Source organism: Streptomyces sp. NPDC104226 (genome assembly GCF_055584085.1).
Window position 1 is genome coordinate 463572 of sequence record NZ_JBVJMS010000009.1, and the last position, 13950, is coordinate 477521.

14 protein-coding genes and 2 pseudogenes are annotated in these 13950 nt (G+C 73.3%); 8 read left to right on the plus strand and 8 right to left on the minus strand.

Annotated elements, in window-relative coordinates; all coding sequences use genetic code 11:
• The first annotated feature begins 18 nt into the window (after positions 1-18).
• Both ACZ60J_RS28430 and ACZ60J_RS28435 read left to right on the plus strand, forming a co-directional pair.
• Positions 19-1299, plus strand: coding sequence for an SAV2148 family HEPN domain-containing protein (locus ACZ60J_RS28430; RefSeq protein WP_469686132.1), 1281 nt, complete (start codon positions 19-21; stop codon positions 1297-1299).
• A 101-nt stretch (positions 1300-1400) separates the two neighbouring features.
• Positions 1401-2156 (plus strand): exonuclease domain-containing protein, encoded by a 756-nt coding sequence (locus ACZ60J_RS28435; protein WP_469686133.1) that lies wholly within the window; start codon positions 1401-1403, stop codon positions 2154-2156.
• 27 nt (positions 2157-2183) lie between these two features.
• Here the strand turns inward: ACZ60J_RS28435 and ACZ60J_RS28440 are convergent, their stop codons facing one another.
• Positions 2184-2741: a TetR/AcrR family transcriptional regulator gene (locus ACZ60J_RS28440; protein WP_469686135.1), complete on the minus strand. Its 558-nt coding sequence runs from the start codon at positions 2739-2741 to the stop codon at positions 2184-2186.
• Positions 2742-2847: 106 nt separating this feature from the next.
• On the opposite strand from ACZ60J_RS28440, the gene ACZ60J_RS28445 reads away from it, so the two are divergent.
• Entirely contained in the window at positions 2848-3453 is a 606-nt protein-coding gene (locus ACZ60J_RS28445; RefSeq protein ID WP_469686137.1) for a DUF2867 domain-containing protein, read from the plus strand.
• Positions 3454-3472: 19 nt separating this feature from the next.
• Here the strand turns inward: ACZ60J_RS28445 and ACZ60J_RS28450 are convergent, their stop codons facing one another.
• Positions 3473-4111: a hypothetical protein gene (locus ACZ60J_RS28450; protein ID WP_469686139.1), complete on the minus strand. Its 639-nt coding sequence runs from the start codon at positions 4109-4111 to the stop codon at positions 3473-3475.
• A 24-nt stretch (positions 4112-4135) separates the two neighbouring features.
• Positions 4136-5005: a phosphotransferase enzyme family protein gene (locus ACZ60J_RS28455; RefSeq protein WP_469686141.1), complete on the minus strand. Its 870-nt coding sequence runs from the start codon at positions 5003-5005 to the stop codon at positions 4136-4138.
• A gap of 154 nt (positions 5006-5159) precedes the next feature.
• Between ACZ60J_RS28455 and mgt the strand changes: the two are divergent.
• From mgt to ACZ60J_RS28475, 4 genes and pseudogenes are all read left to right on the plus strand, one after another.
• Positions 5160-6418: pseudogene (gene mgt, locus ACZ60J_RS28460) on the plus strand (macrolide-inactivating glycosyltransferase).
• Positions 6419-6505: 87 nt separating this feature from the next.
• Positions 6506-7519, plus strand: coding sequence for a MerR family transcriptional regulator (locus tag ACZ60J_RS28465; protein WP_469686143.1), 1014 nt, complete (start codon positions 6506-6508; stop codon positions 7517-7519).
• Positions 7516-8079: a DUF1697 domain-containing protein gene (locus ACZ60J_RS28470; protein ID WP_469686145.1), complete on the plus strand. Its 564-nt coding sequence runs from the start codon at positions 7516-7518 to the stop codon at positions 8077-8079. Before ACZ60J_RS28465 ends, ACZ60J_RS28470 begins: the two co-directional genes overlap by 4 nt.
• Positions 8080-8277: 198 nt before the next feature.
• A complete protein-coding gene (locus tag ACZ60J_RS28475) occupies positions 8278-9156 on the plus strand; it encodes a GNAT family N-acetyltransferase (protein WP_469686146.1) in 879 nt (292 codons plus the stop codon).
• Positions 9157-9222: 66 nt separating this feature from the next.
• On the opposite strand, the gene ACZ60J_RS28480 is transcribed toward ACZ60J_RS28475, so the two are convergent.
• The gene (locus ACZ60J_RS28480) at positions 9223-10080 is read right to left on the minus strand and encodes an aldo/keto reductase (RefSeq protein WP_469686148.1); all 858 of its coding nucleotides are present in this window, start codon (positions 10078-10080) and stop codon (positions 9223-9225) included.
• A gap of 45 nt (positions 10081-10125) precedes the next feature.
• Between ACZ60J_RS28480 and ACZ60J_RS28485 the strand changes: the two genes are divergently transcribed.
• A complete protein-coding gene (locus ACZ60J_RS28485) occupies positions 10126-11130 on the plus strand; it encodes a ketopantoate reductase family protein (RefSeq protein WP_469686150.1) in 1005 nt (334 codons plus the stop codon).
• Between the two features lie 127 nt (positions 11131-11257).
• Here the strand turns inward: ACZ60J_RS28485 and ACZ60J_RS28490 are convergent, their stop codons facing one another.
• The 4 genes and pseudogenes from ACZ60J_RS28490 to ACZ60J_RS28505 form a co-directional block, all read right to left on the minus strand.
• Positions 11258-12040, minus strand: coding sequence for a sirohydrochlorin chelatase (locus ACZ60J_RS28490; protein ID WP_469686152.1), 783 nt, complete (start codon positions 12038-12040; stop codon positions 11258-11260).
• A gap of 4 nt (positions 12041-12044) precedes the next feature.
• Positions 12045-12947: an ABC transporter permease gene (locus ACZ60J_RS28495; protein WP_469686153.1), complete on the minus strand. Its 903-nt coding sequence runs from the start codon at positions 12945-12947 to the stop codon at positions 12045-12047.
• Entirely contained in the window at positions 12934-13728 is a 795-nt protein-coding gene (locus tag ACZ60J_RS28500) for an ABC transporter ATP-binding protein (RefSeq protein WP_274550100.1), read from the minus strand. The genes ACZ60J_RS28495 and ACZ60J_RS28500 overlap by 14 nt, the downstream gene beginning before the upstream one ends.
• A 34-nt stretch (positions 13729-13762) precedes the next feature.
• A pseudogene (locus ACZ60J_RS28505) lies at positions 13763-13950 on the minus strand (sulfate ABC transporter substrate-binding protein); the annotation flags it as partial.

The following is a 13950-nucleotide window of genomic DNA, read 5'->3' on the forward strand; positions in this document are numbered from 1 at the left end:
GCAGGAGGCGGTGCACGGGTGAGCTCGGGAGGTCTGGAGCTGCCCCCTGGTGACGGTGGTCACGAGGGCGGCCCGGCGGACGCCGCGGGCGGTGCGGCCGGCGGGATCCCCGCCGGGGCCGTGTCGCTGGCCCCGCCGGAAGCCGGCGGGACGGGGAAGGCGCAGGCGGGAGCCGGCGCCGAGCTCGACTGGGGCGCGGACGCCTGGAGCGAGGTCCGGACCAGGGCCCAGCGCGCCGGCCGTGCCTACATCTGGCTGAACCTGATCGAACAGCGGCTGCGCTCCGTGGTCGGAGCGGTGCTCCGGCCCGTCTACGAGCCCGTGCACGGCGGGGACGACTGGGTGGTGGCGGCCGCGGGTCCCGCCGGCCAGGAGTGGGTGCAGCGCGCGGTCGCCGTGCGCGAGGTCAGCCGCCGCAAGGGCTACCTGCTGGACTCCGCCGACGACAACGTGCTGAGCTTCCTCACCCTGCCGCAGCTGCGCGAGCTGATGGTCCAGCACTGGCCCTGCTTCGAGCCCTACTTCGACGACCGGCGCGAGATCGAGCAGGCGCTGGACGAGCTGGAGGTCACGCGCAACGTCGTCTCGCGCAACCGGGCCCTGTCCCGGGCGGTCCTGGAACAGGCCGAGCGGGCGTCGGCCCGGCTGCTGGAGGTGCTGGGCGGCGGCGCGGGCTCGCCGGCGGCGGACCGGCTGCCCATCGACGCCGTCGAGGACCTGGTCGGCGACCGGTACGCGGACGTCATCTCCGTCCACCCGGACCGGGTGCGGCTGCAGCGTCAGCTCCCGGCGGAGGACCTCTTCGGCGGCGCGCGGCGGCTCGACGCCATCGGCATCGGGCTCAACCTGCTGGTCCAGAACTTCTCGGGCCGAAGACTGGTGCGCCTCGCGGAGGCCGGCTGCCGGGTGCGGCTGCTGTTCCTGAACCCGGCGAGCAGCGCGGTCAAGCGGCGCGAGCGGGAGCTCGGCCTGCGCAAGGGCGAGCTGAGCCGCTCGGTGGAGATGAACATCCTGCACGTGCGGCGGGTCCGGGCGGGGCTGCGCGACCCCTCGCGCTTCGAGATCCACGTCTTCGACGAGACCCCCCGCTTCACCGCGTACCTGGTCGAGGGAGAGTCCTCGGGCATCGCGGTCGTCCAGTCGTACCTGCGCCGGGCCCGCGGCATGGAGGCACCGGTCCTGGTCCTGCGCGGCGGCGGGCGGTCCTCGCAGGTGCGGCCCGACCAGGAGCACGGACTCTTCCCGACCTACCGGGAGGAATTCGAGACGATCTGGCAGGACTCCCGCCCGGTGTCGTGAGCTCGGTCGTGAGCGGGGGCGGCCCCGGCTCCGGGGTTGTCAGTGGCCCGTGTCAGGCTGAAAGCCGTTGACGTAGCGGTACGGGTACGGGGGAGCACACGATGGGGGACCGGGCGGGGGACTGGATGGCGGACTGGGCGGGGGACTGGCACGGCGGGCCGATGGTGGCCTTCGACCTGGAGACCACGGGCACCGACACGGAGTCCGACCGGATCGTGACGGCGGCCGTCGTGACGCTCGGACCGGACGGGCAGGTGGCGCGGGAGCGGACGTGGCTCGTCGACCCGGGCGTCCCCATCCCGGAGCAGGCCTCGGCCATCCACGGCATCTCCACGGACCACGCCCGCGCGCGGGGCATGGCCGCGGCCCCGGCGATCGAGGAGATCACCCGGACGCTGGTGGAGGCGCTGAGCTCGGGAACCCCGCTGGTGGTGATGAACGCGCGGTACGACCTGACCCTGCTGGACCGGGAATGCCGCCGCCACGGGATCCGTCCGCTGGGCGAGCGCTGGCCCGGGACGACCGCGCCGCCCGTCATCGACCCCCTGGTCCTGGACAAGCACGCGGACCGTTACCGCAAGGGCAGGCGGACCCTCCAGGCCCTCTGCGAGCACTACGGGGTGAGTCTGGAGGCGGCGCACGACGCGGGCGCGGACGCGCTGGCGGCGGCCCGCGCGGCGCGCCGGATGGGGGCCGTGCACGCGGCGATAGGGACGGTCGCCCTGGCGGACCTGCACGAGCTGCAGATCCGCGCGGCGGCCGAGCAGGCGGCCTCGCTGCAGAGCTACCTGCGGCGGACCTCGGACCCCGAGGCGATAGTCGAGCGGGCCTGGCCCGTCGTGCCGTACCGGGTCTGACGCCCGGCAGGATCCGGAAGAGACGGCCTAGCGGAGCAGCCAGTCGCGGGTCAGCTCCATGACCTCGGTGCGGTCGCGGGGGCCGTGGTCGGCCGCGATGAGGTGGTCGCCGATGCGCATGGAGTAGACGATCATGCAGCGGACCTCGACGTCGGCCTCGTCGGGACAGAAGGCCCCGAAGAGCGAACGCAGGTAGTCCATGCGGCGGTTGTCGACGCGCCGCAGCCGCTCCTCGACGGCCCGGTCGCGCCGGGCCCAGTCGCGGATCGCGAGCTCGACGGCGACGCCCTGCGCCGGTCCGTCGGCGACCGCGACGACCGCGAACAGCCGTTTCAGCCGGGCCCTGGCGTCGCCGCCCGGTCCCTCGACCTGCTCGATCACCGCCTCGGCGGCCTCGCGCTCCCAGGTGTCGAGCATCTCGGTGAGCAGTGCGTCCCGGTTGCGGAAGTGCCCGTAGAAGCCGCCCTTGGTGACGCCGAGGGCCTGGGCGAGCGACTCGATCCGGACCGCTTCGGGGCCCCCGGCGGCGAGCGCGCGCAGGCCCTCTTCGATCCAGCCGCGCCGTGGCGTACGGGTCGCGCCCACGCTGTCACCTCCGTCCCGAACCGGTCAGGCCTCCGATCTATACGGTGCCGTATGGATCGGGGTAGCCTGTATCTATACGGCATCGTATAGATACAGGGGCTTGCTCATGAGACTTCCCCGAACCGCGCACACCGACCGGCCCTGGCGGATCCACGAGATCGCCGGCGATTTCCGGGTCGAGGACGTGTGGGACCTCCCGACGCCGGGCGGACCGGACGACCTCGCGCTGCTCGTCGAGCAGTTCGAGCAGGGCTGGGGGCAGACCGGCGCCTCCCCGGTGGTGGTGCGCGTGCTCTTCGCGGTCCGCTGGAAGCTGGGGGCGCTCCTCGGCTGGGACGAGCCCGCCGACGGCCTCGGCGGCCGGGTGCCGAGCCTGCGGGACCGGCTGCCCGAGGACCTCCGGGGCAGCGCCCGGGGGCCGGCCTCCGGCGCGTCCTCGTTCAGCACCGTCTACCGGACGCACGACGAATGGGTCCTGGAGACCGCCAACCGGACCGTCCACGGGATCCTGCACATCGGCTGGGTCCCGGACGAGGACGGAGCGGGCGGTTACCACGGCCGGATGGCGATCCTGGTCAAGCCGAACGGCTTCCTCGGCGCCGCCTACATGCTGGGCATCAAGCCCTTCCGCCACCTCGGGGTCTACCCGGCGATGCTGCGCGGCATCGGCCGCGCATGGCAGGCCCGTACGGACTCCGGGGCGACGGCCTGACCCCGGCGGGGGCGGCGGATCAGTCCGGCCACCGCTCCCGGTAGACGACGTGGAAACCACGGCCGCGGTCGGCCACGAAGCCGTCGCCCTGGCCCATCGTGGCGCAGTAGTGCGCGTGCTTCGGGTGGGCCCGGACGTAGTGGTGGCCCTCGTGGGCCACGTCGGCGAAGAGCCACGAGGTGTCGGCGAACAGCGCGGTGCTGCCCGTCATGAACAGCGTCCCGGCGTGGACCTGTTGGTGGAACCGGTCCCGGTTCTCCCGGTGGAGCCGCTCCGGCCGGTACTCGGTTCCGGGCCCTGCCGAGGGCGGTCCGGGCAGGTCCGCGGTCTGCGGCCGGCCCGGTCCCAGCCGGGCCCGCAGCTCCTTCCAGCGCGAGGGGGCGAACTGGAGCGAGTGGTGCAGCAGGACCAGGTCGAGGCCCGGTTCCCCGGTGTCGGGGTCGGTGCGCCGCAGCGGTACGTGGACCAGTGAGCGCGGGGAGGTGGCGGCGAGCGACCACAGCCCGGCGACGAGCTGCGCGGCCCGCTGGTCGACCTGGACGTCCAGGTGCCAGCTGCCCTCCGACAGCACCGCGCGCGTCGGCGGAAGGGCCGGGCGGATCACCTTGAACTCCGCCGGGCCGAGTCGGGCCCGGTGGATGGAAAGGGGCAGTTTCATATCCGGGAATTGATACGCGACCGCCTAGAAGGGGTGCCAGCGGATTTCTGCGTCGCCGTCGCGCAGGGAGGCCACGCGGCGCCGGAACTCCGCCAGGGCCTTGGGGTTGGCCGGGGCGTGCTGGGAGACCCAGGCGCAGCTGGCCGTTTCGCGGGCGCCGCGCAGGACCGCGCAGCCCTCCCAGTCGCGCACGTCCCAGCCGTACGCGGCCGTGAACTCCTCATACGCCGCGCCGGGCAGGCCGTAGCGGTCGCGGGAGAGGGCCATCACCACCAGGTCGTGTTCGCGCAGGTCGGCGGAGACCGTCTCCAGGTCGACGAGGACCGGCCCGTCCGGGCCCACGTGGACGTTGCGCGGCAGTGCGTCGCCGTGGATCGGTCCCGGCGCGAGGTGCGGGGTGAGGGCGGCGACCTGGGCGGCGTACCCGTCGCGGCGGGCCCGCAGGTACGCCGCGTCCGCCGGATCGATCGCCCCGCCCGCCAGCCGGAGCCAGCGCTCCACCCCGCCCAGCAGGTCGCGCGCCGGCAGTGCGAAGGGGGGCGCCGGCAGGGCGTGGATCTGCCGCAGCAGTGCCGCGAGGTCCTCCGGGCCGGCCGGGCGGACCGCCTCGGGGAGCCGGTGCCACAGGGTCACCGGATGCCCGTCCACCAGCCGCGGCTCCGGCTCGGCCGCGCGGACCGCGGGGACCCCGGACTCCGCGAGCCAGCCCGCCACCCGCAGTTCCAGCTCGGCGCGCGGCAGCAGCGCGGCCTCCCGGCCGACCTTGGCGACCAGGCCGCTGCCGTCGAGCGCGAAGACGGCGTTCTCGCCGAGGGCCAGCAGTCGGGGAGCGGGCGACCCCGCCGGTGCCAGGCCCGCCGCCGTCAGGGCCTCGCGCGCCCGTGCCTCGTCCATGCCGTCTCCGCAGTCCGTCCGTTTCCCCGGGGTGCCCCGGGCGCCACCGGGCCGTACCCGGCTGCTCATGACCGGACAAGTTTCGCATCCGGCCCGTCCGTCCCGGCCCGTCGGCCCCGGCCCGTCCCTCACGGCTGAGGGATCTCCGGGTTCCCTGAACAAGTTGCACGAGACGTCTCGTCTCGTTATCTTCTTCTCATGACCACGACCGCGAAGCCCGCCCACATCGCCATGTTCTCCATCGCCGCCGCCGGCCACGTGAACCCGAGCATCGAAGTGATCCGCGAACTGGTCGCCCGGGGCCACCGCGTCAGCTACGCCGTGCCGGCCTCGTACGCGGACAAGATCGCCGAGACCGGTGCCACCCCGGTGATCTGGAACTCCACGCTGCCCACCGACGAGGACCCCGACGCGTGGGGCACCGAGCTCATCGACAACATCGAGCCCTTCCTCGCCGACGCCGTCCAGGCCCTCCCGCAGCTCGCGGCCGCCTTCCAGGGCGACGAGCCCGACCTCGTCCTCCACGACATCACCGCGTATCCCGCGATCGTCCTCGCCCACCGCTGGGGCGTCCCCGCGGTCTCGCTCTCCCCGACCCTGGTCGCCTGGACCGGGTACGAGGAGGAGGTCGCCGAGCCGATGTCCGCCGAACTGCGCGCCTCCGAGCGCGGAAAGGCGTACTACGCCCGGTTCCGCGCCTGGCTCGACGAGAACGGCATCGACGAGGACAGCGACCGCTTCGTCGGCCGGCCCCGGCGCAGCGTCGTCCTCATGCCGCGCGCCCTCCAGCCCCACGCCGACCGGGTCGACGAAGCCGTGTACACCTTCGTCGGCGCCTGCCAGGGCGACCGCAGCGCCACCCAGGGCACCTGGACGCGCCCCGCGGGCGCCGAGGGGAAGAAGGTCCTCCTGGTCTCCTTCGGGTCCACCTTCACCAAGCAGCCCGCCTTCTACCGCGCCTGCCTGGAGGCCTTCGGGGAGCTGCCCGACTGGCACGTGGTGCTCCAGATCGGCAAGTTCACCGACGAGGCCGAGCTGGGCGAGATCCCCGCCAACACCGAAGTCCACCGCAGGGTTCCCCAGTTGGACATCCTGACCCAGGCCGACGCCTTCATCACCCACGCGGGCACCGGCGGCTGCCAGGAGGGCCTGGCCACCGGCACCCCCATGGTCGCGGTCCCGCAGGCCGTGGACCAGTTCGGCAACGCCGACATGCTGGCCGCCCTGGGCGTCGCCCGGCACGTCCCGATGGCGGAGGCCGACGCCGCGACCCTCCGCGAGGCCGTCCTCGCCCTGGTCGCCGACCCGGAGGTGGCCGCCCGCGCGGACCGGATCCGCCGGGAGATGGCGACGGAGGGCGGCACGCGCCAGGCAGCGGACCTGATCGAGGCCGAACTGCCCGAACAGCGGTGACGGGCCCGCCCCGTACGCCGTACGCCGTGGAACAGTGGGGTCCCGGGGCTTGAGTCTCCAGCGGGGGGAGACCCGAAGGTGGGGGACATGAACGGCCACACGCTGCACACGCCGCACACGCTCCACTCGATCGGCGAGCTGGCCCGGCGAACCGGCACCACGGTCAAGACCGTCCGGTTCTACTCCGACTGCGGGCTCGTCCCGCCCGTCCGCCGGAGCCCGGCCGGCTACCGCCTCTACGACGACGGCGCCGTCGCACGCATGGACCTCGTCCGGACCCTGCGCGACCTGGGACTGGACCTCGCCGACATCCGGAAGGTCATGGACCGGGAACGCACGCTGCCGGAAGTCGCCGCGGCCCAGGCGGAGGCGCTGGACGTGCAGATACGGGTCCTGCGGCTGCGGCGCGCGGTGCTGACCGCTGTGGCGACACGTGGAGCCGACCCCGAGGAGACGCATCTGATGTACGAGCTCGCGAAGCTTTCCGAAGCCGAACGCCGACGGCTGGTCGAGGACTTCCTCGACACCGCCTTCGGCGGCGTGGGCACCGGCTCCGCGTTCGCGGGGGTCAGGTGCTCCATGACCCCGCACCTGCCGGACGACCCCACTGCGGAACAGGTCCACGCCTGGGTGGAACTGGCCGGCCTGGCCGGGGACCCGGAGTTCCGCACCCATCTGCGGCACCTGGTCGAGGACCAGGCCGCCGGGCACCTCCCGGACGCTCCGCCCCGTGCGTGCGACGACCTGGCCGCGATCGTCCGCGACCAGGTCGCCCCGGCCGTGGCGGCCGGCATCGATCCGGCCTCGCCCCAGGCCGATCCGATCGTCGCGGCCCTGACGGCCCGCTCCGCACATCTCCTCGGCGGCCCGGACCCCGCCTCCTCCCGGGCCCGGCTCCTGGCCAGGCTGGAACGCATCAACGACCCGCGCAGAGAACGGTACTTCTCCCTGCTCGCGGTGATCAACGACTGGCCCCGTCCGGAGACCCTCCAGCCGGTCCTCGACTGGTCCGTCCAGGCACTGCGAGCGCGAACCGACCCACGCCCGTCCGGGCAGGGCGCGCAGGCGCTGTCAGGGGCGGGCCCTATCGTGCAGACATGACCAAGACGACCAGGACCACCTACGCGGCACTGCTCCGGGGCATCAACGTCGGCGGGAACAAGAAGGTCCCGATGGCCGAGCTGCGCCAGGTTCTCGGAAGCCTGGGACACGAGGACGTGCAGACGTACCTCCAGAGCGGCAACGCCGTCTTCTCCTCCGCGAGCGGGAAGGCCCCGGACGCCCTCGCCCGCGAGCTGGAGGCGGCCATCGAAGCCCACTTCGGCTTCCGCGTCCCCTGCCTGGTGGTCGACGGCGCCTACCTGCGCGCCGTGGCCGACGCCTGCCCCTTCCCGGCCGCGGAACTCGAAGGCAAACAGCTCCACGCCACCTTCTGCTCCGAGCAGCCCGCCGAGTCCCGCTTCGCCTCGATCGACGCCCCCGCGTACCTCCCGGACGAGTACCGCGTGGGCGACCGCGTCATCTACCTCTACGCCCCGAACGGCCTGGGCCGCTGCAAACTGGCCGAGGCCCTCGCGAAGCCGGCCGTGGTCAAGGGCCTCGACGTGACCACCCGCAACTGGAACACGGTCGTGAAGCTGGTCGAACTCACGCAGGACTGACCACAGGGCCAGACATCCGGCCCGTCCGATCCGTTTAACCCGTTGCCGAGGAACCGACGGGCCGGTTAGGTTCTTCCCGGCCGTCCGTGATGATCCGGACCGGCCCCGTCGACCAGGAGGTGTGGAGCACATGCGCAGGAGTGACCGGCAGCCGAACCCGCGTACCGACCTTTGCCACCACCTCACGACGGAGACACCTTGTCGTTCCGCATCACCCCACTGACCGACCCCGCCCACGGTGCGCACAGCCGACGCCTCGCCTGGCTGGCGTCCGACGCCGATGCCAATCCCGTCGGGACGGCCTTTCTGCGCCTGTTCGACGGCGGACAGGCACACCTGGCCGAACTGACGCTCCAGGTGCACCCCGTGGAGCGCCGCACGGGCGTCGGCTCGCTCCTCCTCGACGCGGCCGTGGCCGCCGCCCGGGACAACGCCCGGCGCTGCATCAGCGCGCAGGCCGAGGCCGGATCGCCCGGCGCCCACTTCCTGCCGGCCCACGGCTTCCGCAAGGTGCTCACCTTGAGGTACGCCCGCCTGCCCCTGGCCGACGTGGACACCGCCGCCCTCGCCGAAGCCGTCGAGCGGCCGCATCCCGGCTACCGGCTGGAGTCCTGGCCGGGAACCGTCCCCGACGCCCTCGCCCAGACGTTCGCCGCCTCGCGCCGGGCCATGGACGACATGCCCATGGAGGACACCGACCACGGCATCACGATCTGGGACGTGGACCGGGTCCGCGCGGCGGCGAAGGCCGTGGAGGGCCGCGGCGACCTGCTGCACACGGTCGTCGCCATCGACACCCGCGACGGCTCGATCGCCGGATTCACCGAACTCGTCGTCCCCGGCGACGGCACGGGCGACGCCCAGCACTACGGCACCGCCGTACTGCCCGAGCACCGCGGCCACGGTCTCGGCCGGTGGATGAAGGCCGAGTCGATCCGACAGGCCCACCGGCTCCATCCGGACCTCGGCGGCCTCCTGACCGACACCGCCGACAGCAACACGCACATGAGGCGCATCAGCGACAGCCTCGGCTACGTGCCCACCCACACGACGGTCCAGTACCAGCTGGACCTGTAGGGGCGAGCCGGCGGACCGGACCGGGCGTTGCCCCCGTCCGGTCCGTCGGCACCGTTCACAACGGGTCTACTCCGCAAGCCCGTTCAGCAGGGAGACCTCCTGCGGGGTCAGCTGGACCGTCGCCGCGTCCAGGTTCTCCGCCAGGTGGTCCGGGGAGCCCGTGCCCGGGGTGGGGCAGAGGACCGGGGAGTGCCGCAGCAGCCAGGCCAGGGCGATCTGGCCGGTGGACGCGCCGTGTTCGGCGGCGACCGCCGTCAGCGCGGCAGCGCTCTCCCGGGTCAGGGCCCCGCTGCCCAGCGGGTAGTACGGGAGGAAGGCGATGCCGCGTTCCTCGCACAGGGCGAGGAGCTCCGCAGACGAGCGGTCCAGGAGGTTGTACGGGTTCTGGACCGAGGCCACCGGAACGAGGGCCAGGGCCTCCCGGAGCTGGTCCGCCGTCACCGTGTTCAGCCCGATGTGGCGGATCTTGCCCTCCGCCCGGAGCTCGGCCAGCGTACCCAGCTGCTCCGCCGCCGGGACGGCCGGGTCGAAGCGGTGCAGCTGGTACAGGTCGATCCGCTCCAGGCGGAGCCTGCGCAGGCTCGCCTCGCACATCGCCCGGAGCTCCTCCGGCCGGCCGGCCGCGTGCCACTCGTCGGGGCCGGTGCGCACCACCCCGCCCTTGGTGGAGACCACCAGCTCCTCCCCGTACGGGTGGAGGGCCTCGGCGACCAGTTCCTCGGCCAGGTGGGGGCCGTAGTTGTCGGCGGTGTCGATCAGGGTGACCCCGCGTGCGACGGCGGTGCGCAGCAGGGCGACCGATGCGGGGCGTTCCGTGCGCGGCCCCCAGTAGCCGGCGCCGACCAGGCCGCCCGTACCGAGTCCGAGGCGGCGTACGGTCAGGTCCCCGCCGAGGGCGAACGTCTCATCCACGTCAACAGACATGGCCCGACGGTAACTCAGGCCCGCGGATGTGCCAGGCTCGAGGGCATGCGTTACATCATCATCGGCGCCGGAGCGATCGGCGCGACCATCGGCGGACGGCTCGCGGAGTCCGGCAGCGAGGTCGTCCTCGTCGCGCGCGGCCCGCACGCGGAAGCCCTGCGGACGAACGGGCTGCGGCTCACCACGGCGGACGGGGAGCGGGTGCACCGGCTGCCCGTCGTCACCGGGCCGGCAGAGCTGGGTGAACTGCGCCCCGACGACGTGCTGGTGCTGACCGTGAAGACCCAGGACGCACTGGCCGCCCTCGACGCGTGGGGCGACGCGGAGGTCGCCGGCGGCGGTACGGCGGCCCAGCGGCTGCCGGTGCTCTGCGCGCAGAACGGCGTGGAGAGCGAACGCCTCGCCCTACGGCGCTTCGCGCGCGTGTACGGGGTCTGCGTGTGGCTGCCCGCGACCTTCCTGGAGCCGGGCGTGGTCTCCGCGCTGTGCGCTCCGCTGACCGGGATCCTGCACCTCGGCAAGGCCGCCGGGGGAGCAGACGGGCCCGCCCGGCGGATCGCGGCCGACCTGGAGAAGGCGGGGTTCGGGGCGCCGGTCGTCGAGGACGTGATGCGGTGGAAGTACGCGAAGCTCCTGGGCAACCTGGGCAACGCGGTCCAGGCGACGACCGGCCCCGAGCCGGAGCCCGCGAAGGCGGCGCTGCTGCTGCGCGCCGTGCGGGAGGCGAAGGCCGCCTTCGCTGCCGCGGGCATCGCCTGTGCCTCGGACGCCGAGCAGGCGGAGGCGCGCGACGGCAAGGTGGAGCCGCCGGCCGGGGTGGTGCGGGGCGGGTCGTCCTGGCAGAGCCTGGCGCGGGGGACGGGGTCGGTGGAGGCGGACTACCTCAACGGGGAGATCGTGCTGCTGGGGCGGCTGCACGGGGTGCCCACGCCGGTCAACGACACGCTGAGGGTTGCTGCGAACATCTTCGCGCGGGAGGGCCTGCCGCCCGGGGCGATGTCCGTCGCGGACCTGACGGCCCTGGCCGACGAGGCCGCTGCGCGGGCCTAGCCGCCGGCTGCGGGTGGGCGGGCCCTGCGGGGCGAAGTCCCCTACCCGCCCTTCGCCCGTTCCCCGGGGCTCCGCCCCGGACCCCGCGCCTCAAACGCCGGCGGGGCTGCTATCCATAGCCCCGCCGTCACGCCGCCAGGGCCGGGACGCGGGACGGGGTCCGCAGGGCGCCGTCGAACCTGCGGAGCAGGAGGCGGGCCAGTTCCGGGGAGGGTCCCAGGACGGCCGCGATCACGTCGGCCCCCGCGGCTTCGGCGCCCTCCGTGATGCGGTCGGGGAGCCGCCCGGGGGCGATGACGTAGGGGGCCACCGCGATCCGGCGGACGCCCTCCGCCCGCAGCGCCCGTACGGCGTCCTCGGTCCGGGGGAGAACAGCGGAGGCGAACGCAGGCCGCACGGCGCACCAACCGGTGTGCCGCCACTCCCGCGCGATTTCAGCGATCACTGCGATCGCCTCCGGGTCTGAGGAACCGGCGGACGCGAGCACCACACCGGTGGTGGCGCGGTCCGCCGGGGTGAGGCCGGCTTCCCACAGCCGGCGCTCCAGGGTCGCCAGCAGCAGCGGCGACGGGCCGAGCACATCCGCGATCCGGACCGAGAGGTCCGGCAGGTGGGACGTGGCTCCGGCGAGCACCGCCGGGATGTCGGACTTCGCGTGGAACGCCCGCGTCAGGAGGAGCGGGAGCGCCACGACGTCGCGTACGCCCGACAGGTAGAGCGAGGCCACCGCCTGGTCGACGGTCGGGGTGTCGAAGTCCAGGAAGGCGGTTTCCACGCGCAGCCCCGGCCGCAGCGCCCGTACCCGCCGGGTGAGGGCGTGCACGGTCGCCGCGTGCCGCGGGTCGCGGCTGCCGTGGGCGATGACCAGCAGGGCGGGCGCCTGCGCGGAGTGCGTGACGTGCGCGGACACGGGATCAGCTCTTGACCAGCAGGCCGCGGGTGCGCAGCACCCACCGCTCGACCGGGCTGAAGATGAGCAGGTCGATCGCGATGCCGACGACCAGGATCAGGATGATCGCCAGGAACACGCCCGGCAGGTCGATGTTGTTGCGCCCGTTCTCCAGGAGCTGGCCCAGGCCCAGACCCAGGTCGGGGGAGCTGGCGATGATCTCGGCGGCCATCAGGGAGCGCCAGGAGAAGGCCCAGCCCTGCTTGAGGCCGGCCAGGTAGCCGGGCAGCGCGGCCGGCATGACCACGTGCCAGGCGCCGCGCAGACCGGTGGCGCCCAGGGTGCGGCCGGCCCGCAGGAACAGCGGCGGGATCTGGTCGATGCCGGAGACCAGGCCGTTGGCGATCGACGGGACGGCGCCGAGCAGGATGACGGTGTACATCATCGCGTCGTTGAGCCCGAACCAGAGCACCGCCGGGGGCACCCAGGCGACCGAGGGCAGCGACTGCAGGCCCTGCAGGATCGGGCCGATCGCGGCGCGGACGAACTTCACCCGGGCGACGAGCAGACCGAGCGGGGTGCCGATGGCCAGGGCGAGCAGGAAGCCGAGCAGGCCGCGCGAGACGCTGGTCCAGATCACCTCCAGCAGGGTGCCCTTCATCCACATGTCGGACAGGCTGTCCCAGACGGAGGACAGGGTGGGGAGCTTGGTCTCCTCGGTGATGTGCGCCGCTACGAGGATCTGCCAGACGAGGAGGACCAGGCCGACGGCGAGGACCGGCGGCATGACCTTCTTGACCAGGACCTCGCGGACCGGGGTGCGGTGGGTCTGGACGGCGTCGAGCGCGTCGAGGCCCGCCTCCAGTCCGGCGAGGTCGTCGGCCTTGGCCTTGGACGGGGCCTCGGGAGTGGTGTCAGTGCTGGCCATGGCGGCGGATCTCCCCACGCAGGTGTTCAGTGATCTCAAGGGACAGCTCCGCGACGTCCGCGTCCTCGATGCGGCGCGGCTGCGGGATGCCCACGGTCCACTCCTTCGCGACCCGGCCGGGGCGCGAGGACAGCAGGACCACACGCTGCGCGAGCCGTACGGCCTCGCGGACGTTGTGCGTGACGAACAGGACGGAGAGGTTCGTCTCCTCCCAGATGCGGGTGAGCTCGCCGTGCAGCACGTCACGGGTGATGGCGTCGAGCGCGGCGAACGGCTCGTCCATCAGCAGCAGCTGGCTGTCCTGGGCGAGCGCCCGGGCCAGGGCCACGCGCTGGCGCATGCCGCCGGACAGCTCGTGGACCCGCTTGCCGTACGAGCCGCCGAGCCGGACCAGCTCCAGCAGCCGCTCGGCCTCCGGCTTGCGGTCGGCCTTGGCCACCCCGCGCAGGCGCAGGGCGAGTTCGATGTTCTTGCCCGCGGTGAGCCACGGGAAGAGGGCGTGCTCCTGGAACATCAGGGCCGGACGGCCGCCGGGGGTCTCGATCGACCCCGCGGACGGCTTGTCCAGTCCGGCGACCAGGTTGAGCAGGGTGGACTTTCCACACCCCGAGGCGCCCAGGATGGTGACGAACTCTCCGGGAGCGACATCGAGGCTGATGTCGTCCAGGACGAGCTGCGATCCGGCCGGGCCGGAGAAGGACTTCGAGACGTGCTCGATACGGGCAGCGTGCGTCAGCTCCGCTACGGAGCCCTCGGCAGCCTTGGCAAGCATGGTGGCCATGGTCGTCACCTCCTGGGGTTGCTGGTCTACGGGGTTACTTGGTGGCGCCGAGGCCGGCGTCGGAGACTTCGGGCTTGCCCGCGGCCTTGAGGACCTTGTTCAGGAGCGTCAGGTCGTAGATGCCGGTGAGGTCGGGCTGCTCGATGAGCTTGGCCTTGACGGCCCACTCGGACTGGGTCTTCAGCGTCGCGGCCAGCGGGTCGTCGGTGATGAGGATGCTGG